The organism is Nonomuraea sp. NPDC003707, assembly GCF_053587055.1.
In genome coordinates, this window is the sequence record NZ_JBSFNK010000016.1 from 218,940 (window position 1) to 245,668 (window position 26,729).

Sequence of the window (26,729 nt, forward strand, 5' to 3'; positions counted from 1 at the left end):
CTGTCACCCCTTCGTGGCGCCGGCCAGGCCGCGCGTGAAGTAGTTCTGGAAGAACAGGAAGATCGCCAGCATCGGCAGGAACGAGATCGTCATCCCGGCGGCGAACCCGGTCCAGTCGGTGGCGTGCTCGCCCTGGAAGGAGAGCATCCCGACGGCGAGGTTCTGCAGGTCGGGCTGGCCGAGCGTGAACACCAGCGGGATGTTGAACTCGTTCCAGCTGCTGATGAACTGGAAGATGACCACCACCGCGATGACCGGTTTGGCCAGCGGCAGGATGAGGCCGAACGTCTTGATGAAGCCGGCACCGTCGAGCTTGGCCGCCTCGAACAGGTCGCTCGGGACGCTGGAGAAGAACCCGACGAACAGCAGGACGTAGAGCGCGCCCGCGCCGCCGGACATGGCCAGGATGACGCCGGCCCGCGTGTTCAGCAGGCCGAGGTTCTCGATCAGCACGAACTGCGGGACGATGATCGAGGCGACCGGGATGAACAGGGTCCCCACGATCATCCGGTAGAGCAGGGTGCGGCCGGGGAACTCGTACCTGGCCAGCACGTAGCCGCACAGAGCCGCCTTGACCAGCTCGACGAGGGTCGAGGCGACCGAGTAGAGCACCGTGTTGAAGAAGTATCCGGAGAACCCGGCGTTGACCCAGGCGCGTACGAAGTTGTCGAAGTTCAGCTGGTCGGGCACGAGGCTCGCGCCGCTGGTGAACATCCCGGCCTGGGTCTTGAACGCGGCCGAGATCGTCCACAGGAACGGATAGACCCACACGAGCCCGATGACCACCAGGATGGGCAGGGCGATGAGGTTGGCCCGGGTCCTGTGGCTGCGCCGGGCGGCCTGGTTGATCGTGGTCATCAGACGCCGTACTCCTTCCTGAGCCGCTGGGCCCGGCGGACCGCGACGCCCTGGGCGGAGACCAGGACGAAGGCGATGACGGAGAACAGCAGCGCCGCGGCCGAGGCGTAGCCGTAGGCGAACGGCACCGAGCCGAAGGCGTTCTGGTAGATGAAGTAGGACACCACGTACGTGCTGGTGCCCGGGCCGCCCGCGGTGAGGGTGACGACCAGCCCGAAGACGTGCATGGCGTTCACGATGCCGAGCAGGGCGATGATCACGGCGACCGGCCTGATCATCGGCAGCGTGATGCGGGTGAGCTTCTTCCACTCGCCCGCGCCGTCGATGTCGGCCGCCTCGTAGACCTCCTCCGGCACGTTCTGCAGCGCCGCGATCCAATAGATCATGTACTGGCCGAAGATCTGCCAGACGGAGACGAGCACGAGCACGAGCAGCGCGCTCCACCGGTTGGCGAACACGTCGAACCCCTGGTCGACCAGGCCGAGGTCGCGCAGGATCGCGTTCAGCGCGCCGTTGGACGGGTTGAGCAGGTAGGTGAAGACCAGGCCCGCCATGGCGACGGGGATGATCAGCGGCGCGAAGAACAGGGTCCGGAAGAACCGCTTGCCGCGCAGCCACTTGCGGGTGAGCACGATCGCCGCCAGCAGCGAGATCGGGAGCTTGATGACGGTGGTCAGCACGGCGAAGATCAGCGTGTTGACCACCGAGAGCCAGAACAGCGGGTCGACCAGGATCGAACCGTAGTTGTCGGCCCCGACGAACTGGTCGATCGGGCCGATGCCCGACCAGTCGAAGAAGGAGTAGTAGATCGTCGCGGCCAGCGGCCAGAGGGTGAAGCCGAGGTAGAGCAGGAGGAAGGGGGCCAGGAAGACGACCAGCCAGACCCTGTCGAAGCCGCGGACGCGCTCGCGGGAGTGATCGACGCGTTCGGGCACACGCTCGGCGGGCGTCCGGTCCCTGTCCGGCACCCTCTCCCTACCGGGGGCGGGGGCGGTGGTTGTCATGGATGTCCTCACGAGGGAGAAGGGGGCGCCGTCCGGTCAGTTCTTGTACATGTCCTTCGTGTAGTCCTTGGTGTAGTCCCAGTCGGGGAAGGTGTAGCAGTCCATCGACACCTTCAGGCCACTGGCGGCCTCCTGCTTGAGCCCTTCCTCCAGGGCGGTCTGGCGCTGCTTGACGATGGCGGCGCCCACCGACTCCAGCGACTGGCCGCTGACCAGCGCCTCGCCCATGGCCTCCCACTCCCCGTCGGGGCTCTTCGCCAGCGCGTTGACGTACGCCTTGGACTTGGCGATGTCGGGGCACTTGAGCAGCGGCACGGGAAGCTGGACCCGGTAGCCCGGCTGCGCGCCGATCTGCATGATCTGCTTGAGCGCCGGGTCGCTGACCATCTTCTGGTTGTCGACGTAGGCCAGCGTGCCGAAGGCGCTCTTGTAGTACTGCTTGACGAAGTAGCCGTTGGGGTCGGTCATCCACTGGATGAACGTCCACATGGCGTCGGCGTTCTTGGTCTGCGAGCTGACCCAGTACTTGTTGGAGTCGTACTTGCGGCCGGCGGCGCCGGTCTGCCCGTCGTCCGGGTTGACGCGCGGAGCCACCACGTACTTGTCGCTGCCGAAGCCCTGGCTGGCCCACACGCTCGGCAGCCAGGTGCCGTCGAACATGATGCCGGCCTGGTCGGCGGCGAACTGCTGGCGGGAGAAGTTCTTGTCGTTGGTGCCCGGCGCCAGGTATCCGGCCTTCCTGAGCTCCTGGATGTAGGTGAAGGTCTTCACCTGCCCGGGCTCGGTCAGGTCGAACTTGCCCGTCTTGTAGTCGAAGAACTCATCCGTCGAGACGCTGCTGATCAGCCCGAACCAGATCCGCTGCATGTCCACGCCCTTGGTGGGGGCGGCGATGCACTCGGCCTTGGTCTTGGCCTTGATCTGCGCGCAGGCGTTCTTGAGGTCGGCCCAGGTCTTGGGCGGGTTGTTGACGTCCAGCCCGGCCTGCTGGAAGACCTGCTTGTTGAGGAACATGTAGCCGGAGCCCCAGTAGAGGTTCTCCGAGAACGGGAAACCGTACGTCTTCCCGTCCTGCATGTTGATGCCTTCCAGGAAGGACCCGTCCGGCCAGCGCTTGGTGAAGTCGGCGGGGACGGTGCCGCCAGGGCTGAGCGGGCTGATCCACTTCTGGTCCAGCAGCTGGGACAGCCCGGTCGCGTTCCAATAAAACATGTCCGGCGCCTGGTTGCTCTGGAAGGCCAGGGGCAGGGTCTTCATGTAGTCGGCCTGGGTGATCGAGCGCCAATCGATCTTGATGTTGGGATGTTCCTTGGTGAACTGCGCGCCGACGTCCTTGTGGAAGTTCACCTGTTCGGCGGAGAAGTCCCAGATCTGCAGCGTGGTCTGCGATCCGCTGCCGCCGTCGCGGCCGGTGCTCGACGTGCCGCACGCCGCCACGAGCAGCGAGGCCAGCATCGCGGTGATCATCGCGGGCCGATGGAGTTTCATGAAGCCCTCCCGAGAGACGGAGGTCAGAGGGGTGTCGGGCATCGGGTAAGCGCTTGCCCGAGAGGTGGGTCCGAGAGTAACCCCGGTCACAGGCCGATTCAAGACTTGTGAGAAAGCGGTTTCAGATCGATGCTCGGTCATGACACCTGTCCGTCGACGACCCGTACCGCCAGACATATGCTGGTTTTCCTGGCACTTCTCGGCGGCGCGCGCCGATAAGATCATGAGCTCGGCGCGCCGGAAAAATCTCTACAAGCGCTTTCAGAACTTCGGGAGTACGTGTGCGCCTGCTCGCCTTCACCAAGCCCTTCGGCCCGATCGACCCCGCCCGGCTGGCCGAGACCGTGGCCTCGGTGGGCGCCGAGGGGGTCGATCTCCTCGTGCGGGAGGGGCAGACGGTCAGCCCCGCCGACCCGGGTGGCATCGCCGTCGTCGCCGCCGAGCTCGAGCGCCGCGGGCTCACCCTCGACGTCGTCACCACCGACCTGCTCGACGCCGACGCGGACGCCGAACGGATCATCGCGGCCTGCGGCGAGAGCGGCGTCCCCCTCATGCGGGTGGGCTTCTTCCGCTACGACCCCGCCGCCGGATACCGCCGTCAGCTGGCGGAGTCCAGGGCCGCGCTGTCCCGCCTGGCCGCCGTCGCGGCCCGGCACGGCGTGCGGCTGGCGGTCCAGTTGCATCACGGTACGATCCATCCATCCGCCTCGCTCGCCCTCGCACTCGCCGGCGACCTGGACGACGTGCGCTTCTACGCCGACCCCGGCAACCAGGCCAAGGAGGGCAGCGAGGCATGGGCGCTCAACGTCGACCTGCTGGGCGATCGGATGGCCTGCATGGGAGTGAAGAACGCCGTCTGGCGGTCCACCGCGGACGGCTGGGTGTGCGAGTGGCAACCGTTCGCGGACGGAGGCGTGGTCCCCTGGCCGGAGATCGTCCCCGGGCTGCGCGCACGCGGCTACACCGGAGTGCTGTCGCTGCACGTCCACTACCCGGCGGCCGACCCGGCGGCGGCCGTACGGCGGGATCTTGATCATCTACGCGGGCTGCTCGGCTGACGGGCGCTCCACGGGGGGAGGAGGAGCGGGTGCGTAATCTGCGGCAGGGCCGCTCGGCCCGGGTGACGATCAGCGACGTCGGGGCGGCGGCGGGGGTGTCGGCCTCGACGGTCTCCCGCGTGCTCAACGGCACGGCCAAGGTCGCCCCCTCGCTGGCGGCGCGCGTCCACGACGCGGTCAGGCAGCTGGGCTACCGGCCCAACGCCGCGGCGCAGGGGCTGGCCCGCGGGGAGTGGGGCACCATCGGCGTGCTGGTCCCCAACCTGGCCAACCCCTACTTCCCCGACGTGCTCAAGGCGGTCTCGGCCGTCGCCCGCTCCCACGGGCGGCGCGTCATGGTCATGGAGTCGGACGACGACCCCTCGATCGAGCACGACCTGGTCGCGGACCTGATGCGCAGCTGCGACGGGGTGCTGCTCTGCTCCTCCCGCCTGGAGCGCTCGGACCTGGTCGTGCTGACCGCCCGGGACCACCCGCTCGTCCTGCTCGACCGGATCGTCCCCGGCATCGCCGCGCCCGCGGTCTCCGCCGACTTCTTCGGCGGGATGATGCTGATCTGCGGCCACCTGGCGCAGCTGGGCCACCGCCGGGTCGCCTACCTGAGCGGGCCCGAGGTGTCCTGGGCCAACGCCGAGCGGATCAGGGCGCTGGAGGCGGCCAAGGCGTTCGGCATCTCCGTCACGATCCTGCCGTGCGGGTCCACCAGCCGCTCCGGGTACGACGCCGCCGCCGAAGTGGCCGGCACCGGCGCCACCGCGCTCACCACCTACAACGACCTGGTGGCGCTGGGGGCGGTGACCCGGATGCGCGAGCTCGGGGTACGGGTTCCCGAGGACCTGTCGGTGGTCGGGTTCGACGACATCGCGCTGGACCACGTGGCGCACACGAGCCTGACCACGGTGTCGGTGCCGCGCGGTCAGCTCGGCAGGCAGGCGGCCGAGATGCTGGAGGCCCTCATGACCGAGGGGCACGACGGGGAGCCGGTGTACCTGCCGATGGAGTTGCACGTCCGCGACAGCACGGCGCCGCCCCACTGTTGACAAGTGCGGCCGGCGGCGGGAACCCTGTCTTTCTGAAAGCGCTTTCCCAGCGGAGGAGAGAGAACCCGTGGACACCGACGACCGCGCAGGGCGGCCTGGCAGCGACCGAGACGATCTGCAGCGGCAGGTCCTGGACCTGGTCGCACCACTGACCACCAGATTCAGCGCGGGCGGGGGGCGGCTGCGGCTGGGGTTCAACACGGCGCACTACGACCGGGCCGCCTCCGAGCTGGAAGCGTTCGCTCGGCCGCTGTGGGGGCTGGCGCCCCTGGCGGCCGGCGGCGGGGCGTTCGACCACTGGGAGCTCTGGCGCGCCGGGCTGGCCGCCGGGACCGACCCCGAGCACCCCGACTACTGGGGCGCCGCCTTCGACCGCAACCAGCGACTGGTCGAGACCGCCGCCATCGGCCTGGCGCTCGCCCTGGCCCCCGAGCAGGTCTGGGACCCGCTGACCGGCCCGCAGCGCGACACGGTGGCCGCCTGGCTGCGGCACGCGGTCACCGTGGAGCCCAACGACAACAACTGGCTGTTCTTCCCGGTCATGGTGGGGCTCGGGCTCGACCGCGTCGGGGTCGCCCACGACCGCGAGGCCAACACGGCCAGGCTCGACCGGCTGGAGGAGTTCGACCTCGGGCGCGGGTGGTACTCCGACGGGCCCAAGTGGCAGCGCGACTACTACATCCCGTTCGCCATGCACTACTACGGCCTCATCTACGCGGCGCTCGGCGACGACCCGGCCAGGGCCGGGCGCTTCCGCGAGCGGGCCGCGGTGTTCGCCCATGACTTCCAGCACTGGTTCACCAGCGAGGGGGTCGCGGTCCCGTTCGGCAGGAGCCTGACCTACCGCTTCGCGCAGTCGGCGTTCTGGGGGGCGCTGGCCTTCGCCGGGGTCGAGGCGCTGCCGTGGGAGGTGACCAAGGGCCACCTGCTGCGGAACGTGCGCTGGTGGGGCGGCCGGCCCATCCGCGACACCGCCGGGCTGCTCACCATCGGCTACGGCTATCCCCAGCCGCACCTGGCCGAGCAGTACAACGCGCCCGGCTCGCCGTACTGGGCCATGAAGGCGTTCCTGCCGCTCGCCCTGCCCGCGGAGCACCCGTTCTGGGCCGCGAAGGAGGCCGACGCGCCGCCGCTGCCCGAGGTCAGCACCCAGCCGGAGGCGGGCGTGGCGCTGCTGCGCTGCGAGGAGGGGCGGCACGTGGTGCTGCTGAGCGCGGGGCAGCACGCTCCGTGGATGCGGCACGGCGCGGCCAAGTACGCCAAGTTCGCCTACTCCACGCGTTTCGGCTTCAGCGTGCCCGCCGGGACGCTGGGGCTCGAACAGGGCGCCTTCGACAGCACGCTGGCGCTCAGCGAGGACGGCGAGCACTGGCGGCCGTGCGAGCTGCCGTACGACGTCTCCGCCTCCGACGGCGTGCTGCACGCGCACTGGAAGCCCTGGGACGACGTGGAGATCGAGACCTGGCTGGTGGCGCTGCCCCCGTGGCACGTACGGGTGCACCGGATCAGGACCGGACGGGCGCTGCGCACGGCCGAGGGCGCCTTCGCGGTCGACCGGGACCGGCCGCCTACCCGAGTGGAGACCGGGAGTGGGTGGGCCCGGCTCGACTCGCCGAACGGCCTGTGCGTGATCGAGGACCTGTCCGGCGGGCGAGAGGGCGCCCTGGTCACGCCCCTGCCCGGCACCAACGTGTTCGCCCCGCGCACCACGATCCCCACGCTGACGGGCGAGCTGCCGCCCGGCGAACACCTGCTGGCCTGCGCGGTCATCGGCCTGGAGGCGGCGGAGGGGAGCGAGTGGCCGGCGCCTCCCGCCTGGGACTCGATCGAGCCGCTGCTCGGCCCGGCGCCGCGGCCGTGATCTTGATGCCGGACAGCGGGCGGCCCGCCAGGTCGCCCGCTGTCCGGCGGCTCACCGGCAGAGGCACGCCGGGTTTGCCGTACCGCTTCCTGATCGCGTCACAAGACCACCCTCGCGTAACCGATCCGCCAGCCTCTCTCCTTCACGTCGGAGACCCTCTTGTCTAGCTTCTTGGTGCTGTGCGCGGTGTAGAAGATCCCTCTTTCGCTGGAGGACGTCTTCTTCGTGACGATCGACATATGGTCGACCCCGTTGTGGTTCTGCGGATCGAAGTCCCAGTACATGATGTCGCCGACGCGCACGTCCGAGAATGTGGAGCGCCATTGGATCCGGTGGCGGTTGGCCATGTGGCTCATGCTCTTCGTGACGATGACGAAGGTGTTCGAGTCCTTGCCGACGGGGGCTGCCCAGAACCAGTTGTTCGGGTTCTCGCGTTTCTGCTTCGCCGTTGACCCGTAGTTCCGGATCTCCAGGACGCCTCCGCCGAATCGCAGCGCCTTGGAGGCGAAATTGGTGCAGTCGCCGCCGCGGTGCCAGAAGTTGTCGTACTCCTGGTGGCTGTTCCAGTTCCTCCTGGCCCAGCCGGCGATGCCGGACTGGTTCACGTAGTCGGCCGAGACGGTGTCCGCCGGGGCATCGCCGGGTTCGGGCACGGTCGCGTCTTCGTTCATGTCCGCCGTGGCCGACCCGTCGGGGTAGACCTGGGAGTCGACCGAATCGCCGTCCGCCTGACCGGTGAGACCGTCGGAGGAGCCGTCCGGATGCTGGCTCTGGCCTGCCACGACGACATTGAAGGAATAGTCCGCGTCGTTCTCCTCTTCTTCCGTGGTCTTCTCCCCGGTCGGGTCACGCCGGAGCCGGGACTGGTGCACGGTCGCGCGGACGGTCGCGGTCCTGCCGTCGGCCGACAAAGAGACGAGGGTGTTGCTCAGTGTGGTCGTCGAGCTTTCCTGAGCCCCGCCGTCGGCGTCAGCCTCGGATTTCGCCACCACGAGCGCTTGCTCGTCCGCCTGGAGCAGCGACTCGAACCGATTGCCCTGATCATGTTTGCCGATCGCGTCGGAGGCGCCCGCGAAACGTCCCTCGACGATGCCCTCCCGGCTGTCCAGATATTGCGTGACAGCGTCGAGGTATTCCTGCCCATCGGGAACGGCCTGCGGTTTCACGGCCGCGGTGGTGCTCCAGGCGCCGCTGCCTTGTTCGTTCTCGGCGCGTACCCGGAAGACGTACGCCGATCCGTTGGCCAGCCCGGTGACGACGGCCCTCGGTTCGGACGGCGTCAGTGTCTTGACGACGGTTCCCGCGCTGTCGAGAACGTCCAGGTCGAACCCTGTGATGCGCGTGTCACCGGTCGAGTCGGACGGCGGCCCCCAGGTGACGAGCGCTCCGCCGTCACCTGGCCGCACGCTGACGTTCTGCAGGGTTCCCGGCGCGCCCGGCGGGACGTAGGTGACGGTGATGGTCAAGGGGACGCTCACGCCGGCGGAGCCGAAGGTCGCCTCCGGTGCCGCGGGATCGGTGGTTCGCAGCGCGAGCTCCGCGAAGCCCTGACCGTCCTGACGGTCTCCCTGTACGGACCCGGAGATGTCGATCTTCGGGTTGGCCAGGTCCACCTCGGCGAACGGCTCGTCCAGCAGCTTGGAGGAGACCTCTGCCCCCGACGCGTCGGCGGCGAGGCCGTCGGCCAGTTCGTACGCCGACACCTTGAGGCTGGCGGGGCACGTGGCGGCACATGTGGGGGTTCCGAGATCGAGCGTTGCCGAGGCGATCTCCGCACCCGCCGGGATCGCGGTGAGGTCCGCCTTGAACGTGGAGATCAGGCCGCCTCCCACGTGGAACACGGCGGCCTTCTCGAGCGGGCAGGCGTGCCCGTCACAGGCGTCGGAAGCCGTCTTGGCACCCCGTATGGCGAGTACGCCGGCGCCGAGGGTGGTGGATCGAGTGGGTTTGTCCGCCGTCGGTCGCGGAGCTGTGAAGGTGACCGGGGCAGTACGGGCGCTGCAGGCGGAGCCGACACACGCTTCCATCTGCCACTTGTAGACGGCGCCGGGCGTGATGAGGTCGGAGGAGACCTTCAGGGCGGCGCGCTGCCCGCCCTGAACGGTGCTGGACCCCGCCGGGCTCGGTCCCACGACGGCGCCGGCACTGTCGTAGAGGTAGAACCTGGCGGTGAGCGGCTCTCCCGAGGGCCGCAGGAGCACGCCCGACAGCACGACGGCTGACGGGTCGCTCACGCCGGTGGCAAGGCCGGTGGGCACCTTGGGCACGTCCGTCGCGAACGGTGTCCACGACGACCAGCCACTCGCTCCGGTCAGGCTCGTCACCCTGACGCGGAACCGGTACGACCCGGGGTTCAGCAGGGCGCCCGCCGGCGGCGTCCAGGTCGCGGTGGCACCGGAGGCCACCGCCTTGGGGCCTCCCGTGGCGACCACGTCACTGCTGCCGGCCTTGGTGACTTCGAACGTGTAGTTCAGCGGCGCTCCGGCGGGATCGGTCGCCTTGGCCGACAGCGTGGGCGTGAGGCTCGCGACGGTGTTGACCGCCGGGTCGGAGGAGGCTCTGGGCGCGATGTCGAGCCCTGAAGGGGTGCCGATCTTGTAGGTGAAGGTGACGCTGAGCGCGGGTTCCTTCTCCCCTTGGGCGCCGGAGACGTAGTTCGAGGAGTAGTACCGGCGCCAGGTCGAGGCGTCCTTCTCGTCCGCCCCGCGCAACTGGATGCCGTAGTCCGGCTGGCCGTCGGCCCATGCCTGCACGATGGCGTCGGTGTCCCAATGCATGAAGTCCTGGGGGCAGCTCGCCGCCCCGTGCGCGGTCTTCGTGATCACCGCGCCGCTGGTCGTCGTGGCCGGCTCCGAGCCGTACTTGATGGTGTCCGGATCCCAGGCCGCCGTGATCCGGCGTGCCTGCACCCCCGCGCTGGGGTCCACGCACACCGATGACCAGAACGTCCACAGCCGCAGGTCCGTGTCCACGATCTGGGTGCCGCGCAGGTCCTCGATGTGCCGGAACTTCAGGTACGAGCGGGCGATGTGGGAGCCGTCGTACGTGCCCGCTTTCAACTCGGTCGAGCCGCGCTGCGAATCGGGGATGTCGCTCTGCACCCAGGTGTCGGTCTCCACGGTGAGCGTGCTCGTGGGGTCCACGGTGACGGGGTACTTCACCGCCGGGTCCGAAAGAAACCTCGGGTCCGGCTTCAGCACCAGCACCGCACCGTCGCCGCTCTGCCGCACCGTCGTCTCGATGGCGGCCTGATGAACGGGCTCGCCGGAGCGCTCGTCGGTCGTGGAGTCCCACATTCGCGGGGCCGGAGCCGACGCCAGCACCTTGCCGGCACCATCCTGAAGGTTCAGGCCGTGATCGGCGGCCTTGGAAAGCCTCAGGCCTTTCGTGACCACCGGCAGCGTGAACTCCAGCGGTCCCGTCGGACGCCGGTGCAAGACGATCGAATGGCTGAATCCGTTCGGCAACGCCCTCACGGTGAGGTCACCGCCGGGCACCACGTTCTCGTAGGTCGCCGTGTCCCCCTTGATCTGCGGCGACGGCAGAGCCTTGCCCCACGAGACCGCGAACGAGCGATCCGCGCCCCGCACCTCGGCAAAGGGCTCCAGGCCGCCGTCGGACAGGCGGACGTCCGATGCCACGGCCTTCGGCCGCAGTCCCGCCTCGCCGTCACGCACCAGGGACGTGTCGATGGGGCGCCACTCGCCGCCGTCCTTCACCCGTACCGGGCCGGGGAAGGTTTCCAGCGTGAACGTGCCGTCAGGGTTGGCCCAGAGCGAGGAGCTGTCGCTCTTCTCGCTCTCCACCTCCACCCGCGTGCCCTGTGTCTTCGCCGATCGCGCGGCGGCCACCCGGTCGGCCGGAGGGCTCCCGTCGTCGGCCACCGCGGCCGAGCCCCCGGAAACCGGTCCGGCCAAGGACGCGGCGACCATCAGGGCCACCAGGCCGCCGAGCGCGCCCCCGCGCCGCTCACCCACCGCGCGGTGACCGGCTAAGAGACCGCCTGTCCCCCGTGATCGTTTCACCGTGTTACCTCCTCGTCACAGCCGTCACAGGCTGTCGTCGCCGGCCGCCGCCCCGTCCGTCACCGGCACGCCTCTGGGCCGGAAAGCCGGACATTCGCGCCCCGGAGAAGGGCGGCGGTCACAGACCAGCCATCATTTTCAGCGCGGCTCCGGCCCAGGCGAAGATCGTTCCATCACAGCGCAAATGTCCTGGAAGAAGCCCTGCGCGAGGGACCGGACACCGCGCGGCCGGGGCACCGGCGAACTTGACCGCGCTGATCGCCGTCGAAGTAGGTGCTTCCGTCGGAGTGCACATGCCGAACGGGGCACGTCGATCGGAGGATCCATGGCGCTGAGAATCCATTTCACGGGCGAGGATCTCGCGCGAACGCGCATCGCCCCCGGGTGCGACGCCATGTGGGAGGTGATGCTCAGCCTCTACAGGTTGCGCCGCCGGGAGCGGACGATCGTCTTCAGTCAGTGGAAGAAGGAGGCGCTGGCGAGGGCGCCCGCGGCGACCCGGATACTGACGACCCTCGCGCCCGCGCGAGGCTATACCGTCGACTTCCTCACCCCGCGCACCGAGCCGGGCTCGATGGCGGCGGGAACCGAGGCCCTGCGCCGAACCACACGTGAGCGGCTACATCTCGACCTGACCGAGTTGTCCTGGCGCCATCCCGGCAGGCGGTTGCCCGGGTGGGTCGGCCACCTCGCCGAGGGCGGCTCGCAGACGCTGGGCGCCGTCGCCGACGCGGCCGAGGCCTACTTCGAAGCATGCTTGTCGCCGTACTGGCCACGGATCCGCGCGCAGGTCGCCCAGGAACGCGCCCGCCGCGCACGAGTGCTCTTCGAAGGCGGCTGGGAGGCGGTGTTCGCCACGCTCCACCCGTCGGCGCGGTGGAGCTTCCCGACGCTGGAGCTCGCCTATCCGGCCGACCACGACATCCATCTCAACGGCCGGGGCCTGGTGCTGCAGCCCTCGTTCTTCTGCAGGCAGACGCCGATCACCCTGCGCGATCCCGAGCTGCCCCCGGTGCTGGTCTATCCGATCGAACACGACCCCACCTGGGCGCACGGCGACGCGACCGACCGGCGTCCGACGCTGACGAGCCTGCTCGGCCCCACCCGGGCCCAGGTGCTCGAGACCATAGCCCACGGTGACTGCACCACCGGCGAGCTCGCGCGTCAGCTGGACATTCCCGGCTCGACCGCCAGCCGCCAGGCCACCACACTTCGCCAGGCCGGCCTGGTGACCAGCCACCGCCTGGGCCAAGCAGTCATCCACACCGTCACCGACCTGGGCACCGCACTCCTCAACAATCACCACCCCGGCCTGATCGCCTGAAGGGTGTGCCATGCGGGCAGCGGCGGGCTCACACGGCGATGGGGAGGTCCGCGCGCTGGTGCAGGGATTCGGCGGCGTTGATGAGCATGCTCGTCGCGTGACCGAGCAGGGGGTTGGGGTCGGTGGCGCGGCACACGGTGAAGACCCTGCGGACCTGGGAGGGGTCGCCGAGCCGGAACACGCACACCTCGCGCGACTCGATCATCGCCAGCTCCGGCACGATCGCCACCCCCAGCCCCTTGCGTACGAGCTCGAAGGGCAGGTTGTAGTCGTTGGTTCGGAACAGCACGTCGGGGTCGAAGCCGCTGGCCGCGCAGATGTGCGACAGGTTGAGCGAGGCGTCCATCCCCTCGGTGTAGGAGATCCACCGTTCGGCTGACAGCTCGCCGAACTGGATGCGCTTGCGGGCGGCCAGCCGGTGACCGGTCGGCACGAGCACGTAGAGCGGCTCCTCCATGATCAACGTCATGGTCAGGTCCTTCGGCCAGTTGTGCGGCACCATGCCGTACTCGAAGACCACGGCCAGGTCGAGCCGCCCCTCGTTGACGGCGGGAATGGTCCGGTGCGGATCGCCTTCCTCGTAGCGGATGTCCACGTTGGGCCGGTCGCGCAGGAACTCGGCCAGCACGGCGGGCACCAGCCGGAACCCGGCGGACCAGAAGCTGCCGAGCCGCAGCCTGCCCCGGTGGGTGGTGGCGAAGGAACGCATCTCCTCCTCCGCCGCCTCGAGGTCGGCCAGCAGCCGGGCGGCCTTGCGGGCCAGCTCGGCCCCCGCCGCGGTGGGCCGGATGCTGCGCGGCAGGCGCTCGAACAGCTGGACGCCCAGGGTCCGCTCCAGCGAGGAGACCTGCTGCGAGATGGCCGACGGGGTGAACCCGAGGCGCTTGGCGGCGGTCCGGAGCGAACCGGTGGCGACCACCTCACGGATCGCCTGAAGCTGGGCGGGAGTAAGCATCGGCTCAACTTAACAGTCCGGCGATAAGCATCACCAGACCGCGGACCATCTTGAGGCCAGGCGATCGATCACCTGGGCGGCTACCTGGGGCGGATGAGAAAGAGGATAAGGAGGAGTGAACAGGATGTGCACCAATGCGCATGCTCGCTTACCTTGTCGTATCCAAACGGACCCCCAATATTGGTGTTTACGGAACGTAGTAGTACCAAGCGCGAGAGGTGGTGTCCTGCGCGATGCGGTTCACCCAAGCAGCCGCCGCATTCGGCCTGGCGGGACTCCTGTCCCTGACAGCTTGTTCCGGAGGCGGCGCCTCCCAGGCGGCCGCCCCGGCACAGCAGAAGAATCAGGAACTGCACGACCTGCTGCCCGACAAGATCAAGAAGAGCGGCACGCTCAACGTGGCCGCTGGTCACAACTACCCGCCGCTGGTCTTCCTCGACACTGACAACAAGTCGGTCATCGGCCTCGAACCCGAGCTGATGAAGGCCATCGGCCAGGTGCTCGGCGTCGAGGTGACGTTCAGCCAGGCCAGCTTCGACAGCCTCATCGCCGGTGTGCAGGCACGCCGCTACGACCTGGCCATCCAGGCGATGCTCGACAAGCCGGAACGCCGCGAGAAGGTCACCTTCGTCGACTACTTCAAGACCAGCAGCTCGCTCCTGGTCCAGGAGAAGGACGCCCAGGCGATCAAGTCGCTCGACGACCTCTGCGGGAAGACGGCGGCCGTCGAGCAGGGCACCGCCCAGGCCGACGACGCCGAGCAGCAGAAGAAGAAGTGCACGGACGCGGGCAAGCCGGCGGTCCAGGTGCTGGTGTTCCCCGACACGGTCGGCTGTCTGCAGGCCGTCTCCACCGGCCGGGCCAACGCCTTCATCGGCGGCACGCCCACCATCACCTACCAGGCCGAGCAGTCCGGCGGCCGGATGAAGCAGGTGGGCGAGCCCTACCGCTTCCTGCCGTACGGGATCCTCGTCAACAAGGAGGACCAGAACCTCTCCAAGGCCGTGCAGCAGGCGCTGCAGAAGCTGATGGAGAACGGCTCCTACGCCAAGATCCTCGACAAGTGGAAGATGTCGTCAGGCGCCCTCGACAAGGCCGTGCTCAACGGCGGCGAGTCGTGACCACGACCGGGCAGACCGCTCCCCCGGCTCCACGGGAGCGGATCCAGGCCGTCCCGCTCCGCCATCCGGGGCGCTGGGTGAGCGCGGCCGTCCTCGGCTTCCTGGTGATCTTCCTGCTGCAGGGCTGGGTGGCCAACCCGCGCATGGAGTGGAAGGTGGTCGGCGAGTACCTCTTCTCCCCCGCGGTCCTGAGCGGGCTCGGCACCACGCTGCTGCTCACGCTGCTCGCCATGCTCGTCGGCGTCGCGGGCGGCATCGTGCTGGCCGTGCTGCGCATGTCGCCCAACCCGTTGCTGGCGGCGCTGAGCGCGTTCTACATCTGGGTCTTCCGCGGCGTGCCGCTGCTGGTGCAGCTGCTGTTCTGGTACTTCCTGTCCGCGGTGGTGCCGAAGATCGGGCTCGGCGTGCCCTGGGGGCCGACGTTCTTCGAGGTCGACACCAACCTGATCATCACCCAGCTCACCGCGGCGGTGCTGGGCCTCGGCCTGCACGAGGCGGCCTACATGGCCGAGATCGTGCGGGCCGGCATGACCTCCGTCGACCACGGTCAGACGGAGGCGGCCCATGCCCTGGGCCTGACCCGCTTCCAGACCCTGCGCAAGATCATTCTTCCGCAGGCCATGCGGGTCATCATCCCGCCGACGGGCAACCAGGTGGTCTCCATGCTCAAGACCACCTCCCTCGTCTTCGCCATCGCCGTACCGGAGCTCCTGACCTCGATCCAGGGCATCTACTCCAGGAACTTCCAGCAGGTCGCCCTGCTCACGGTCGCGTGCTTCTGGTATCTGGTGGCCACGACCGTCCTGAACGCCGGGCAGCACTACATCGAACGCAGGTTCAGCCGATGACGACCCTCATCCGCGCGGAAGGCGTGCACAAGCGGTTCGGAGCGCTCGACGTACTCAAGGGCATCGATCTGGAGGTCGCGGAGGGAGAGGTGCTGGCCGTGATCGGCCCGTCGGGGTCCGGCAAGTCCACCTTCCTGCGCTGCATCAACCACCTCGAACGCATCGACGCCGGCCGCCTCTACTTCCGCGACCACCTGATCGGCTACGAGGAGCGCGACGGGAAGGTCTACGAGCTGCCGGACAAGGCGATCGCCGCCCAGCGGGTGGACATCGGGATGGTCTTCCAGCGCTTCAACCTCTTCCCGCACATGACAGCGCTCGAGAACATCATGATGGCGCCGATCATGGTCAAGAAGGAGCCGAAGGCCGGGGTACGCGAGCGCGCCCACGCCCTGCTGACCAGGGTGGGGCTGGCCGACAAGGCGAACAGCCGCCCCGACCAGCTGTCCGGCGGCCAGCAGCAGCGCGTCGCCATCGCCCGCGCCCTGGCGATGCGGCCCGACCTCATGCTGTTCGACGAGCCGACCTCGGCCCTCGACCCGGAGCTCGTGGGCGAGGTCCTGGACGTCATGCGCGACCTCGTACGCGAGGACGGCATGACGATGATCATCGTCACCCACGAGATGGGATTCGCCCGCGAGGTGTGCGACACCATCGTCTTCATGGACGACGGGGTCGTCGTGGAGTCCGGGCCGCCCGGCGCCGTGCTCGGCGAGCCCCGGCACGAGCGCACCCGGGCATTCCTCAGCAAGGTCCTCTGACTCCCGAAGGAAAGATATCCACGTGTCCCGCGTCATCGTTCTCGGCGCCGGAGTGCTCGGTGCCTCCGTCGCCTACCACCTGGCCGCCGCAGGGGCTCAGGTCGTCGTCATCGAGGCCGGCGGCCCCGCCGCAGGGACCTCCAGCGCGACCTTTTCCATGGACGTCACCCATCTGAAGACCCCGCGCGCCTACTACGAGCTCAACCGCGCCAGCGCAGCCCTGCACGCCACTTTGGCCGAAGAGCTCGAAGGCCCGTCGTGGCGGCACCCCATGCCCGCCATCCAGTGGGGCGACAGCGAGGAGAGCCGGCGGGGGCTCAGGGAGCGGGCCGTCCGCCTCAAGTCGTGGGGGCACCCCTGCCGCATCGCCGACCCGTCCGAGCTGCGCGAACTCGCCCCCGCCGTCGACCCGGCGGCGTGCACGGCGAGCGAGCTCGTGGTCCACGACCAGAGCGCGTGGTACGACGCCCCGCTCTTCGTGCAGCGCCTGCTCGATCGCGCCGCCACGCTCGGCGCCGACATCAGGTACGGCCTGCGGGCACAGGCGCTGATCCGCGACGGCGACGCCGTCACCGGTGTCGAGACCGGCAGGCGGCGCTGGGAGGCCGACTGGGTGGTCAACTGCACCGGCCCGGACGCCGACCGCATCGCGGCCCTGGCCGGCACCGACCTGCCCATGACCCGGATCCCCGGGCTGGTGGGAGAGAGCACGCCGGTCCCCGGCCTGCGGCTCGACGCCATCCTGGCCACGCCCGAGGTTGACCTGCGCCCCGCCCCCGGGGACCGGATCTGCTCCATCTCCTGGCCCGTGGACGCGCTGCTGCCCGGCCAGAGCGACGACGCCCTGGCCGAACGGTTGCACGCCGGCGGCCAGCGGGTCCTTCCCGCGCTGCGCGCCGCACGGCTGGCCGGCGTACGCCTCGGCGTCCGGCCCGTGCCGGCGGACGGCCTGCCGCTGGCGGGCACGCACCCCGAGGTCCCCGGCCTCTACCACCTCGTCACCCACAGCGGCGTCAACCTGGCGCCCGAGCTCGGCCGGCTCGCGGCTCAGGAGATCATCGACGGTGACGGCCCCGGCCTCGCCGGATACCGCATCACCCGCGGCGTCACGGCCTCCGTACAGGACGAGAGCCTGACCCTCATGACCACCCGCTGACCCCGCCCGAGGCCGCATGCGCAGTGTGCGGCCTCGGGGGTGTCCGTCACCGGGATCATCCCAGCACGGCCTCGTCGTCGCAGCGGACCGTGACCAACGCGAAGAACACGTGCGTCCGCGCATCCTGGGAGACCACCGACTCGAACACGTCGCACGCCGTGAACCCGTGGTCGAGCGCGTTCTGCCTGGCGGCGCTCTCCGCGTTGGCGAGCGCCGTGTCCTCCACGGCTCCTTTGCCGAAGCCGTCGAACAGCGCGCCGCTCTGGGCGGTGGCCGCGGTGGTGGTCGCAGTGACGGTCGCGGTGACCAGCGCCGCCGCGACCAGCAGCTTTTTCATCAGGTACGACATGGGAGCTCCTCATGGCTCGTCGGTGGGTCTACACCCGATGGGCGTTCCATCCCGTTCCATGCGCCGACGAGGACGCGTTCACCCTCCTTCGACGCGCCCGCGGTCGTACGATCACTGGGCATGAAGATCCCCGACTCGCCCGAGACCGGACCTGAGGCTTTTGAGGCGGAGCTGCGGGCCGCGGACTGGACCGCGTTCGTCCCGGAACACGACCTTGTCCCGCTGCGCGCCGCACTCGTCGAGCTGGAGCGACGCCACGGTGTCGTCGACGCGCACCGGTACGCGACCGAGCGGATCCGGGAGCACGGCGCGCTGCTACGCCATCCGGACGTCCACCAGGTCGAGATCACCGCGCAGGCGCTCAGCCCGTCCGGCCGGTATCTGGCGGTGGGCGACTTCGGGGGCGACGACTACGACCGCGGAGCCACCCTGCAGATCTGGGAGGTGACCACCGGGCGGTGCGTCAACGTCATCGACTGGATCGAGGGCGGGATCGGCTGGCCCGGCTACGGCGAGGTCATCCAGTGGTCGGCGGACGATTCGCGCCTCGCCATGGCCTACCGGTCGAACAACGTGGGCGTCTGGGACCCGTTCGGCGAGAAGAACGAACCCGTCGGAACCGCTCGCCTCACCTACTCGGGACGCCCGGACCCGTTCGCTCTGGCGCCCGACGGTGTGCGCGCCTACGTCCTTCAGGAGGCCGACGCGCGCGCTCACGGCGCCGTCGTCCCGCTGGACGGCGGGGAGGTCTGGCCGGACGACCCCAGGATCGAACCGCTGTCGGACCGCGCCCGGTTCGTCCTGGACCGGGTCGTCTGGTCGCGGGACGGCCGGCGGCTCTACGGGAACCTGCACGACGGGCGGATCTGCTCGATCGACGCCGCGTCGGGCCGCGTCACGTGGATGACCGAGGGCGACCGCAACTACAAGTGGCCGTCCGGCGAATGGAGCCCCGACGAAAGCCTCCTCGCCTTTCACCACGACGGCCGCCTGGTGATCGCCGACGCGCTCACCGGCCGGCGGGTGTCCGAGGGGCCCGGGTACGCCGAGGTGACGTTCATGTCGTGGGGGACGCGCCTGGCGATCGTCGAATGCGGTTCGCGCGTCGGCATCGTGGACAGAACCGGGCAGCACCGCTACGACCTCGACGTCCCGCTGCGGTCGCCGAGTTACGACCTGGACGTACGCCCCTGGGCCTGGGAGCCGGACGGCGAGCGGGCCGCGTGCCTGAGCGCCGAGGGCCGCGTCGAGATCTGGTCGCTCGGTGACGAGGGAGGCGAACGGCTGCGCTCCTTCGACGCGCCCGCCGAGGCCACGGGGGTGCACTGGGGCGCCGACGGCGTGCTCGTGGTGCTGGGCACGACGGTGCTGCGGTTCCTGCGCGCGGACTCCGGCGAGGTGATCGGCGACTTCAGGTTGCTGCGGCAGCCGTCCGCGCCACGTCCCCTGATGCTCGACGACGAGGACTTCGGGGAGGACATGTACCCCGAGCCGAACCCCACGTTCGCGCTGGACGACGAGACCTGGGCCGTCGCCCTGCTGCCCGGAGTCGTGATCGCCCCTCCCGGACGCGACGACGACCTGGCCGCGGCCCTCGCGTGGGCGCCCGCCCGGCGGTTCGCCTGGCCCGTGCACTGGGGTGAGCTGGAGGTCGTCCCCGACGCGCCCGCCGCGGCCGAACGCGTGCCCGAACCGCTGTACGAGTACTTGGAGCCCTTCCGGGGCCGGACGATGACGGACCCGGGCCCTCAGGAGTGGCCGCCGCTCGACACCGCCACCGTCGACGACCTTTTCCGCGCCTTCCGGGAGGCGGTCGTGGAGTACGGGGTCAACCGCCGCAACACCTGGGCCGGCGAGGCGCTCCACTCCGCGGCCGTGCTCAGGGCGCTGCGCGGGGAGACGGCCGGGGCGCTGGAGCTGATCGGGACGTTGCCCGAACACCGCCGGCCACGCGTCGCCGCCAAGGTGGCGATGATGCTCGCGGCCTCGGGGCTGAAGGGCGACGCGCGTTCCGTCTTCAGCCGTACCGACGGAATGTGGGGTGAGTCCGCCTCGACGGCGGGCTCCATGGGCGCCGTCCATGCGCTGCTGGGCGACGGCGCACAGGCCGACGCGTGGTTCGACCGGGCCCGGGAGAAGGTCCGCGAGAACGACGGCGGCTGGGACCACAGCCTCCCGGTCGTCCGGGCACTGATGGAATGCGGCCGCGAGGATGAGGCGCGCGCACTGCTCGCCGAGGGCAGCGGCGCGGCCGGCGACGACGTCGGCATCCCGTTCCTGGGGTACCTGCTGCGCAAGGGCAAGGTGGAGCTCGCCGAGGAGTTGCTCCGGTCCGGTGACGGCTGGTTCCAGGGCTGGGGCGCGCAGCGGCTCCTCGTCGAGCACGGCCTGCCGCGCATGCTCGTGGACTGGGGTGAGCGCTACAACTGCTGGGTGGAGGAGGCCGTGCCGATCGCGGAACGCAACGCCGCCCACGGCCGCCCGGCCGGGCCCGGCGGCGCGGACGTCGAGGCCCTCGCGCAGGCGCGTGCCGAGCTGCTCCGCATGCCCCCGGGACGCCGCCACGGCCCGACCGTCACGCTCGCCGTCCAAGCCGCTGAATGCCGCCACCTGAGCGCGGTGCTCGCCCTGCTCCCCGAGCTGCCGATGCCGTCCCACGGCGGCATCAGCTCTCACGACCGCCCGTGGGTCGCCTCCACGGCCCTGCGAATCGTCACCACCGGCGTCGACGTCGACCCCTGGTGACACCCGGGCGGACGCCGGCTTAGCCCCTGCCCGCTGATGGGGCCTACTCGGCTTCGGCCGGCGAGTCGGTCTTGACGGGCGCCGGCCGGACAGCGAGCTCTTCGTAGTCCCTGATACGGACAGGCGGGAGCGAGCGTATCCGTGCGGGTCTGATCCGGGAGGTGTCGAAGCCGTCGGGCCAGGCGGTGGTCTCGTCGAAGACCACGCGTTTCAGCGAAGCACCGGTCAGGACGGCGCCGGTCAGCGTGGCGCCACGGAGGTCGGCGTAGTCCAGGCGAGCGCCGCGCAGGTTCGCGTTCCGCAGGTCGGCCCTGGTCAGATCGGTGCCCCGGAGGTCGATGCCTTCGGCGATGACTCCGGTCAGGACCACGTCGCGCAGGTCGGCCTGGTAGAGGATCGCGTCAGCAAGGACCGCCCCCGCCAGTCGTACCCCGCTGAGATCCGCGCGGGTCAGGTCGGCTCCGACGCCGTGGCGGCGTGACGCGCGTGCCGGGCGTCGCGTTGCGGCTCGCAGGCTCGGTTGCCGACGAACGCGGAGAGGATCTCCCCGATGGTCCGGCGGTCGGCCGTGGAGGAGCGGGAGATGCGTTCCAGGGCGTAGATGCCGCCGAGGCGGACGTCCACGCTCGGGTCGCCCAGATGCGCTATGGCGGCGGCGAAGGACTCGGTCGCCTGCCCGTGACGGCTGAGCTGTAGCTGGCGCCAGGTGAGATAAGCGCCGATCAGCAGCACCAGGCCACCGACGCCCTGGAGCAGGGCGGTCAGGAGGGGCCGACGCGTGCGATCTTGTCCGTTCGCACGGGGTGTCCGGGGAGCGGAGGTGTGTGATCTTCGATCCTGCCGCCGCCAAGGCCTCTGAATGACTTCTTCATCTGCGCGGCGGCTCTCCGATCGTCACTGACCTCTGCGGTTCGACAGCCCTCCGTGGCTTCACTCCTGGGAGAAGCAGTACGACTATGACACTTCGCCGCCGACCTCAACACAGCTGGACCTGTGTGAGGTCGTGCCGGCCGAGTTCTCCATGGACCTCGGCCGCACAGCTACACCTCATCGGCCGGCATGCCCCTGTACTCTCGCGTCTACTGCTCGCCCTGGGACAGGTGGGCCTTGGCGTCGTCGTAGGAGGCGTCACCGCTCGCCCCGGCGGGCCGGTAGACCAGGTACAGCACGCCCGTCGCGAACGTCTCCGACTTGATCAGTTCCAGCGGGATGGAGCTCTCCCCCTCGTCGAACAGGCGCTCACCCTTGCGGACGGCGATCGGGTGCACCAGCAGGTGCAGTTCGTCCAGCAGCCCCGCGGCCAGGAGCTGGCGGACCACCGACACCGAGCCGCTGACGGCGATGCGGCCGCCCTGCTCGTTCTTCAACGCGGTCACGGCCTCGACCAGGTCGCCCTGGAGCAGCTCGGAGTTCCGCCAGCTGAACTCCAGGGGCTGGCGCGACACGACGATCTTCCGCGCGTCGCCGAGCGTCTTCGCGAAGCCCGCGTCCTCGCCGCCCTCGGCCTCCCGCTCCGGCCACGCTCCGGCGAAGCTGTCATAGGTCTTGCGGCCCAGGAGCAGGGTGTCGGCCATCTGCGCCGTCACGGCGGCGCCCATCTCGTCGTTGAAGTACGGGAAGTGCCACTGTGCCGGCTCCTCGACGACCCCGTCGAGCGAGATGAACAGGCTTGCAGCGATCGTCCTCATGATGTTCCTCCAAGGAAGGGGCGGAGCCGTCCGGCTCAGCCGCTCTGATGTTCTGTAGCCTCGCGGAATCACCTTACGGATCTCTTAAGGTCTCCCTTCGGAACGGGAGTTCGGTCCCTGTACGGTCACCTCCATGAACTGGCAGCAAGACTCGGTGACCGCGGTGAACGCATTAACCGCCCGGTGGGTGCAGACCTGTTCGGGTGGATCGGTCGTGATGGCCGGCGCAGGGGCCTGGCCGCTGCTGGCCCACCTGGCATCGGCCGCCGAGGGACGAGGCCGCACAGAACTGCAGGATGCCGTCGGGATGGACGCCGCCACCGCGTCCCAGGCGGCCCGAGCCGTACTGTCGATCATGGACAGGTCCACGGTGATCCGGTCGGCACTGGGCCTGTGGTCCCGGCCGGACGTGCCACTGCATCCGGCCTGGATCGCGACGCTTCCCGAAGGCATGTACGGCGAGCTGACCTCGGACCCCGCCGCGGACCAGCTCCGGCTCGACGCCTGGGCCCAGGAGCAGACCGGCGGGCTCATCCCCGCCATGCCCCTCCAGCTGACCGACCGCGTGCTCCTCGTCCTGGCCATGGCGCTGACCGTCCGCACCACCTGGCTACGCCCGTTCACCGACGGCATCGACCTGTTCGAGTACGGCCCGTGGGCCGGACGTGAGATCCACGTCCTATGCCGTAGGACCCGCGTACTCGACCGCGCCAGAGTCGCCGACACCCCCGCCGGCCCGCTGACCATGCTCCGCGTCATGGGCACGGGCGGAATCGACGTCCACCTCGTCCTCGGTGACGAATCGATGAAACCCGGCCATGTCCTCACCGCCGGCATCGACGTACTGGCCGGACGCCACCCCACCACCCCAGCCGGCCTCCTGCGTGCGGGCAGCCCGGGCCCCGGATTGACCGTCCGCAACGTCCGCGACCACACCCCCGACGACGTCCTGAACGTCACGGTCCCGCGCTTCACCATCGCCTCCACGCACGACCTCCTGGACCTGCCCGAGGTCTTCGGCCTGGCAACGGTGACCGACGTGACCCGCGGGCACTTCCCCGGCATCAGCGCCCAACCGCTCGCCGTCACCCAGGCCCGGCAGGACGCCGTCGCCACCTTCCAAGCCACCGGCTTCGAGGCCGCCGCCGTAACCGCCCTCGGCGCCGTCGGAGGCGGAATCGCCCCACCACCTCCCTACCGCGTCAGACACATCGACCTCGACTTCAGCCATCCCTTCGGATTCCTCACGGTCGACCGCCGAAGCCGCCTCATCCTGACCGCCGGCTGGGTCGCCGAACCCCAGAATCTGAGCAGCATTGGAGACTGAAGGAGCCGAGCGGCCGCCGTCAACCGAGGCGTGCGAACAGGACCAGCCCGGCACGGTGACGGCCACCCCGATCCCCAGCACGCCCAACTGCCCCATGACACCGGCCCGGCCTTGCTTGTCGCCGAGCCACACTCCGGCCACCGCCGCCGGGGCGGTGACGAACACGAGCCACGGGCTCCAGGCCAGAAGCAGGGTGAACCCGACCTGGGTCGCGATCGACGACGCGGTCTTGACGAGCCTCATCCCCAGGGGGAAGCGCTCGGGGGCGTCCTTGGCCAGGGGGTCGGTGTGGCTGAGGATGACGGCCAGCGTGCCCATGGCCAAGCCGGTGAAAGCGCCGGTCAGCTCGTACCCGAGGGCCAGCCATACGGCCTCGTCGACGTCGGCGTGCAGCAGCGTCACCAGCGCGAGCCGGACCGCCTCGAAGAGCGCGCCGACGAGCAGGAACGTCCGGTGAACGGGTTCGCCGTGGTCCCGAGGCCGGTAGCGAGTGATCACCGCATAGGTCGCGAGGCCGACCACGAACAGCAGGCCGGCATAGAGCACGCCGATGATCAGGGCCGGCCAGGAGAAGGGGGCGAGCCAGCGATCTCCTCGACCCGCGCCCTCGCCCGCTCCCGCCCTTGCCCTCGTCGCTGACGGTCGCCGTCTCCGCGCATTTCCGCCCCCAGTTCGGCGTCTATTCGCGATGACGAGCGGCAATGGGGAGAAAGTTTCCTACCCTTTCCCAGACGCCGACGTTGACGCGGCGGCAATCCGGGTGGCCCTCTACCCGGACGCCACAACCTCACCGGCCGTGACCTGAGGAGGGTTGGGAAGCAGGGAGACCATGCGCTCCCGCACGAAGTCCGCGGCCCTCTCGGTTGATGCTTCGGCTCCAGCCTGATCTTCGAAGACGCTGGTGGAAAGCATCACCCCATCCCCGGCGTCAACCCAGAAGTAGGCCACGAACCCGGGGATCGGGCGGATGAGTGGCACGAACTCCTCATTCACCAGGCGCCCGGCCTCGGCGGGATCGGTTACCCCCTCGTACCGCCGTACCATTGCGTACATCGTCGACCTCCTCCTGGAGCCCATGATCGCCCCACGAGGGAGGAACTACCCCCGCCATGGGCCCTGTGAAGCCACGGGCCGGTAATGAATGCCACATTCAGGACCTGGAACAGCAGAGAAGATGACCACGCAGCCCCACCACGTCGACCACGAACTCATCGAGGCCGCGGCGCACGTCGCCCGCACTCGCTGCCGGGGTGACAACCACACCATGGCAGCCGCGGCCCGTGCCCGGGACGGCCGGATCATCACCGCCGTGAACGCCTACCACTTCACGGGAGGACCCTGCGCCGAGCTGGTCCTCATCGGCGCGGCAGCCGCCCAGGGCGCCTACGAGCTGGACACCATCGTCGCCGTGGGCGATCGCGACCGGGGCGTCGTCCCCCCGTGCGGCCGCTGCCGTCAGGTCCTCCTCGACTACTTCCCCGCCCTCAAGGTCATCGTCGGCAAGGACGACCGCATCCGAACGGTCCTCATCACCGATTTGCTCCCCGAAACCTACGTCTGGGCCGACCACCAGCTCGACGCCGGGTAATCCGCGCCTCGTACGGTGTCAGCGGCGGGCAGGGGTGGCGGGCACGAAGTCGTCGTGGCCGAGCACGCGGAGCAGGCTCAGATGGTCGATCGCCGCCACTTATCCGCTGGAGCGGGTCCAGGACGCCTTTCGCGAGCTGGAGAAGCGCCACACGCGCGGCAAGATCATCCTCAAGGCGTGACCGGCGCCGTCCGAGCGAACGCACCGGCCACCGCCGCGCGACAGTGTGGGCCGTCCGGCGAGGGGATCTGACCGCGACACAACCCGCGTCAGTCGCAGGCCTGAGTGCTGACGGGCTGGGTGGCGCCGGCGGCGCGGCGGGCGTCGGAGGCGACCTCGGAGGCGGTGAGCACGTACCCGGTGTCGTCCGCGCTGACGACGGCGGCGAAGACCACGCCCAGCACCCGGCCGTCGGGGCTCAACAGGGGGCCGCCCGAATTGCCTTGCTGGACCTTGCCCCGGATGAGATACATCTCCCGCGTCACCTTGGTGACCCGGTAGATGTCGGGGACAGGAGCCCGCTGCCGTGCCGCGACCCGGGCCGGCTGTGTGGTGAACCCCTGGTTCTTGGGATACCCGGCGATGACGGCGTCATCGCCCTTGTCCGCCTCGGCCTCGAAGGTCAGGTACGGCAACCCGAGGTTGAGCGTATACAGCACCGCCACGTCCCGCTGCGGGTCGTAGTGGACCACCACCGCGGGGTGCGATCGGCCGGTGTGATCGATGACGACCAACTCGCTGTCGACCCCGGCGACCACGTGCGCGTTGGTCATGATGTGATCGGGCGCGTACACGAATCCGGTGCCGGTGATCTGCTTGTTGCAGGAGCGAGCCACTCCCTGCACCTGAACGATGCCTGTCCGCGCCGCTCGCAGGCCGGCGCTGTCGAGCACCTCCGCGTCCGGCGGCGGGACATTCACGGTCGGCTGGCCGGCGATCGCGTCCAGCACCGGCGGGAAATCGGATCGGTCGATGAACCGCTTGAACGGTTTCTGCCAGTCACGTGCCGCCTGGGGTATCGCCTGGTCCACCGTCCCCAGGATCAGTGAGCCGCGGATCTGCTCCACGATGGTGGTCAACGAGCTGGACACCAGCACGCTGCCGACGAGCCAGGCGATGACCAGCACCGATAAACCGGAGACGAGTGTGCCGCCCAGCGCGTCCAGCATCCTGCCCGGCTCGTGCCGCAGGTAGGAGCGGATCACCGCGCCGACAGTGGACGTACCGAACTGGAAGATCATCGCGGTCAGGAACACGATGATGATCGCCAGCATGGATTCCGGGACATCCCCGTCCACGACCAAGCCCGCCACAGGTGGCGCGATGTAGATCCCGAGCACGCATCCGCCCACGAAGCCGACGAAGCTCGCGGCCCCGACGATGAATCCCTGGCGATAACCGGAGATGCCGGAGAGGATGAGCAGGGTCAGCAAAATGAGGTCGAGTAGATCGCCGGGCACAGACAAAGGTAAGCACAACATGAGCTCTGGCGCTTGACACGGATCGATCTCGCCAGAATGTGGAATTTCAGAT

Annotated in this window: 24 protein-coding genes; 13 read left to right on the plus strand and 11 right to left on the minus strand. The window is 69.5% G+C overall.

The window, feature by feature from the left end:
• Positions 1 to 3 precede the first annotated feature (3 nt).
• Genes ACWDRB_RS36050 through ACWDRB_RS36060 form a run of 3 tightly spaced genes read right to left on the minus strand, consistent with a single transcriptional unit; the run spans position 4 to position 3,350 of the window.
• Positions 4 to 858, minus strand: coding sequence for a carbohydrate ABC transporter permease (locus ACWDRB_RS36050; protein WP_449901370.1), 855 nt, complete (start codon positions 856 to 858; stop codon positions 4 to 6).
• Complete coding sequence (locus ACWDRB_RS36055) at positions 858 to 1,862, minus strand: carbohydrate ABC transporter permease (protein ID WP_449901373.1); 1,005 nt, start codon at positions 1,860 to 1,862, stop codon at positions 858 to 860. The genes ACWDRB_RS36050 and ACWDRB_RS36055 overlap by 1 nt, the downstream gene beginning before the upstream one ends.
• Before the next feature lie 36 nt (positions 1,863 to 1,898).
• Positions 1,899 to 3,350, minus strand: a complete 1,452-nt coding sequence (locus ACWDRB_RS36060) for an ABC transporter substrate-binding protein (RefSeq protein WP_449901376.1) — start codon at positions 3,348 to 3,350, stop codon at positions 1,899 to 1,901.
• Between the two features lie 281 nt (positions 3,351 to 3,631).
• Between ACWDRB_RS36060 and ACWDRB_RS36065 the strand changes: the two genes are divergently transcribed.
• The 3 genes from ACWDRB_RS36065 to ACWDRB_RS36075 all read left to right on the plus strand — a co-directional run bounded on the left by ACWDRB_RS36065 (position 3,632) and on the right by ACWDRB_RS36075 (position 7,309).
• Positions 3,632 to 4,408 carry a sugar phosphate isomerase/epimerase family protein gene (locus ACWDRB_RS36065; RefSeq protein WP_449901379.1) on the plus strand — a complete coding sequence of 259 codons (777 nt, stop codon included), beginning with the start codon at positions 3,632 to 3,634 and terminating at the stop codon, positions 4,406 to 4,408.
• A 29-nt stretch (positions 4,409 to 4,437) separates the two neighbouring features.
• Positions 4,438 to 5,448, plus strand: coding sequence for a LacI family DNA-binding transcriptional regulator (locus ACWDRB_RS36070; protein ID WP_363983320.1), 1,011 nt, complete (start codon positions 4,438 to 4,440; stop codon positions 5,446 to 5,448).
• Between the two features lie 67 nt (positions 5,449 to 5,515).
• Positions 5,516 to 7,309, plus strand: a complete 1,794-nt coding sequence (locus ACWDRB_RS36075) for a DUF2264 domain-containing protein (RefSeq protein WP_449901383.1) — start codon at positions 5,516 to 5,518, stop codon at positions 7,307 to 7,309.
• A gap of 98 nt (positions 7,310 to 7,407) precedes the next feature.
• Here ACWDRB_RS36075 and ACWDRB_RS36080 read toward each other — a convergent pair whose 3' ends face one another.
• Positions 7,408 to 11,334 (minus strand): DNRLRE domain-containing protein, encoded by a 3,927-nt coding sequence (locus tag ACWDRB_RS36080; protein ID WP_449901386.1) that lies wholly within the window; start codon positions 11,332 to 11,334, stop codon positions 7,408 to 7,410.
• Between the two features lie 325 nt (positions 11,335 to 11,659).
• Here ACWDRB_RS36080 and ACWDRB_RS36085 point away from each other — a divergent pair, with 325 nt between their 5' ends.
• Complete coding sequence (locus tag ACWDRB_RS36085; protein WP_449901388.1) at positions 11,660 to 12,658, plus strand: ArsR/SmtB family transcription factor; 999 nt, start codon at positions 11,660 to 11,662, stop codon at positions 12,656 to 12,658.
• Positions 12,659 to 12,686: 28 nt separating this feature from the next.
• On the opposite strand, the gene ACWDRB_RS36090 is transcribed toward ACWDRB_RS36085, so the two are convergent.
• Entirely contained in the window at positions 12,687 to 13,613 is a 927-nt protein-coding gene (locus ACWDRB_RS36090) for a LysR family transcriptional regulator (protein WP_363983332.1), read from the minus strand.
• A 233-nt stretch (positions 13,614 to 13,846) separates the two neighbouring features.
• On the opposite strand from ACWDRB_RS36090, the gene ACWDRB_RS36095 reads away from it, so the two are divergent.
• The 4 genes from ACWDRB_RS36095 to ACWDRB_RS36110 are packed head-to-tail and all read left to right on the plus strand — an operon-like array spanning position 13,847 to position 17,499.
• The gene (locus tag ACWDRB_RS36095; protein WP_350731817.1) at positions 13,847 to 14,734 is read left to right on the plus strand and encodes an ABC transporter substrate-binding protein; all 888 of its coding nucleotides are present in this window, start codon (positions 13,847 to 13,849) and stop codon (positions 14,732 to 14,734) included.
• On the plus strand, positions 14,731 to 15,582 hold the full coding sequence (locus ACWDRB_RS36100; protein ID WP_355200056.1) for an amino acid ABC transporter permease: 852 nt from the start codon (positions 14,731 to 14,733) through the stop codon (positions 15,580 to 15,582). The genes ACWDRB_RS36095 and ACWDRB_RS36100 overlap by 4 nt, the downstream gene beginning before the upstream one ends.
• On the plus strand, positions 15,579 to 16,343 hold the full coding sequence (locus tag ACWDRB_RS36105; RefSeq protein WP_449901392.1) for an amino acid ABC transporter ATP-binding protein: 765 nt from the start codon (positions 15,579 to 15,581) through the stop codon (positions 16,341 to 16,343). The genes ACWDRB_RS36100 and ACWDRB_RS36105 overlap by 4 nt, the downstream gene beginning before the upstream one ends.
• 22 nt (positions 16,344 to 16,365) lie before the next feature.
• Entirely contained in the window at positions 16,366 to 17,499 is a 1,134-nt protein-coding gene (locus ACWDRB_RS36110) for an NAD(P)/FAD-dependent oxidoreductase (RefSeq protein ID WP_449901395.1), read from the plus strand.
• A gap of 55 nt (positions 17,500 to 17,554) precedes the next feature.
• On the opposite strand, the gene ACWDRB_RS36115 is transcribed toward ACWDRB_RS36110, so the two are convergent.
• A complete protein-coding gene (locus ACWDRB_RS36115) occupies positions 17,555 to 17,848 on the minus strand; it encodes a hypothetical protein (protein WP_449901397.1) in 294 nt (97 codons plus the stop codon).
• A 120-nt stretch (positions 17,849 to 17,968) separates the two neighbouring features.
• Between ACWDRB_RS36115 and ACWDRB_RS36120 the strand changes: the two genes are divergently transcribed.
• Positions 17,969 to 20,593 (plus strand): hypothetical protein, encoded by a 2,625-nt coding sequence (locus ACWDRB_RS36120; RefSeq protein ID WP_449901400.1) that lies wholly within the window; start codon positions 17,969 to 17,971, stop codon positions 20,591 to 20,593.
• A gap of 43 nt (positions 20,594 to 20,636) precedes the next feature.
• Here the strand turns inward: ACWDRB_RS36120 and ACWDRB_RS36125 are convergent, their stop codons facing one another.
• The 3 genes from ACWDRB_RS36125 to ACWDRB_RS36135 form a co-directional block, all read right to left on the minus strand.
• Positions 20,637 to 21,107 carry a pentapeptide repeat-containing protein gene (locus tag ACWDRB_RS36125; RefSeq protein WP_449901452.1) on the minus strand — a complete coding sequence of 157 codons (471 nt, stop codon included), beginning with the start codon at positions 21,105 to 21,107 and terminating at the stop codon, positions 20,637 to 20,639.
• A complete protein-coding gene (locus tag ACWDRB_RS36130; protein ID WP_449901463.1) occupies positions 21,044 to 21,325 on the minus strand; it encodes a hypothetical protein in 282 nt (93 codons plus the stop codon). The genes ACWDRB_RS36125 and ACWDRB_RS36130 overlap by 64 nt, the downstream gene beginning before the upstream one ends.
• A gap of 347 nt (positions 21,326 to 21,672) precedes the next feature.
• Positions 21,673 to 22,281 carry a dihydrofolate reductase family protein gene (locus ACWDRB_RS36135; RefSeq protein WP_449901403.1) on the minus strand — a complete coding sequence of 203 codons (609 nt, stop codon included), beginning with the start codon at positions 22,279 to 22,281 and terminating at the stop codon, positions 21,673 to 21,675.
• A gap of 133 nt (positions 22,282 to 22,414) precedes the next feature.
• Between ACWDRB_RS36135 and ACWDRB_RS36140 the strand changes: the two genes are divergently transcribed.
• Both ACWDRB_RS36140 and ACWDRB_RS36145 read left to right on the plus strand, forming a co-directional pair.
• The gene (locus ACWDRB_RS36140) at positions 22,415 to 23,608 is read left to right on the plus strand and encodes a serpin family protein (RefSeq protein ID WP_449901405.1); all 1,194 of its coding nucleotides are present in this window, start codon (positions 22,415 to 22,417) and stop codon (positions 23,606 to 23,608) included.
• Complete coding sequence (locus tag ACWDRB_RS36145) at positions 23,598 to 24,065, plus strand: hypothetical protein (RefSeq protein WP_449901407.1); 468 nt, start codon at positions 23,598 to 23,600, stop codon at positions 24,063 to 24,065. The genes ACWDRB_RS36140 and ACWDRB_RS36145 overlap by 11 nt, the downstream gene beginning before the upstream one ends.
• Before the next feature lie 311 nt (positions 24,066 to 24,376).
• Here ACWDRB_RS36145 and ACWDRB_RS36150 read toward each other — a convergent pair whose 3' ends face one another.
• On the minus strand, positions 24,377 to 24,661 hold the full coding sequence (locus ACWDRB_RS36150) for a hypothetical protein (RefSeq protein ID WP_449901409.1): 285 nt from the start codon (positions 24,659 to 24,661) through the stop codon (positions 24,377 to 24,379).
• A gap of 121 nt (positions 24,662 to 24,782) precedes the next feature.
• Here ACWDRB_RS36150 and ACWDRB_RS36155 point away from each other — a divergent pair, with 121 nt between their 5' ends.
• The gene (locus ACWDRB_RS36155) at positions 24,783 to 25,196 is read left to right on the plus strand and encodes a hypothetical protein (protein ID WP_449901411.1); all 414 of its coding nucleotides are present in this window, start codon (positions 24,783 to 24,785) and stop codon (positions 25,194 to 25,196) included.
• Positions 25,197 to 25,230: 34 nt separating this feature from the next.
• Positions 25,231 to 25,377 (plus strand): zinc-binding dehydrogenase, encoded by a 147-nt coding sequence (locus tag ACWDRB_RS36160; protein WP_449901415.1) that lies wholly within the window; start codon positions 25,231 to 25,233, stop codon positions 25,375 to 25,377.
• An 88-nt stretch (positions 25,378 to 25,465) separates the two neighbouring features.
• Here ACWDRB_RS36160 and ACWDRB_RS36165 read toward each other — a convergent pair whose 3' ends face one another.
• A complete protein-coding gene (locus tag ACWDRB_RS36165) occupies positions 25,466 to 26,656 on the minus strand; it encodes a MarP family serine protease (protein ID WP_449901418.1) in 1,191 nt (396 codons plus the stop codon).
• Positions 26,657 to 26,729: the final 73 nt, after the last annotated feature.

What these genes read in the sequence shown, in the direction of transcription:
- ACWDRB_RS36085 (WP_449901388.1), top strand. Translation starts at nt 11,660, where the DNA reads ATGGCGCTGAGAATCCATTTCACGGGCGAGGATCTCGCGCGAACGCGC.
- ACWDRB_RS36120 (WP_449901400.1), top strand. Translation starts at nt 17,969, where the DNA reads ATGAAGATCCCCGACTCGCCCGAGACCGGACCTGAGGCTTTTGAGGCG.
- ACWDRB_RS36060 (WP_449901376.1), bottom strand. Translation starts at nt 3,350, where the DNA reads ATGAAACTCCATCGGCCCGCGATGATCACCGCGATGCTGGCCTCGCTG.
- ACWDRB_RS36050 (WP_449901370.1), bottom strand. Translation starts at nt 858, where the DNA reads ATGACCACGATCAACCAGGCCGCCCGGCGCAGCCACAGGACCCGGGCC.
- ACWDRB_RS36140 (WP_449901405.1), top strand. Translation starts at nt 22,415, where the DNA reads ATGAACTGGCAGCAAGACTCGGTGACCGCGGTGAACGCATTAACCGCC.
- ACWDRB_RS36095 (WP_350731817.1), top strand. Translation starts at nt 13,847, where the DNA reads ATGCGGTTCACCCAAGCAGCCGCCGCATTCGGCCTGGCGGGACTCCTG.
- ACWDRB_RS36055 (WP_449901373.1), bottom strand. Translation starts at nt 1,862, where the DNA reads ATGACAACCACCGCCCCCGCCCCCGGTAGGGAGAGGGTGCCGGACAGG.
- ACWDRB_RS36090 (WP_363983332.1), bottom strand. Translation starts at nt 13,613, where the DNA reads ATGCTTACTCCCGCCCAGCTTCAGGCGATCCGTGAGGTGGTCGCCACC.
- ACWDRB_RS36115 (WP_449901397.1), bottom strand. Translation starts at nt 17,848, where the DNA reads ATGTCGTACCTGATGAAAAAGCTGCTGGTCGCGGCGGCGCTGGTCACC.
- ACWDRB_RS36155 (WP_449901411.1), top strand. Translation starts at nt 24,783, where the DNA reads ATGACCACGCAGCCCCACCACGTCGACCACGAACTCATCGAGGCCGCG.
- ACWDRB_RS36135 (WP_449901403.1), bottom strand. Translation starts at nt 22,281, where the DNA reads ATGAGGACGATCGCTGCAAGCCTGTTCATCTCGCTCGACGGGGTCGTC.
- ACWDRB_RS36150 (WP_449901409.1), bottom strand. Translation starts at nt 24,661, where the DNA reads ATGTACGCAATGGTACGGCGGTACGAGGGGGTAACCGATCCCGCCGAG.
- ACWDRB_RS36105 (WP_449901392.1), top strand. Translation starts at nt 15,579, where the DNA reads ATGACGACCCTCATCCGCGCGGAAGGCGTGCACAAGCGGTTCGGAGCG.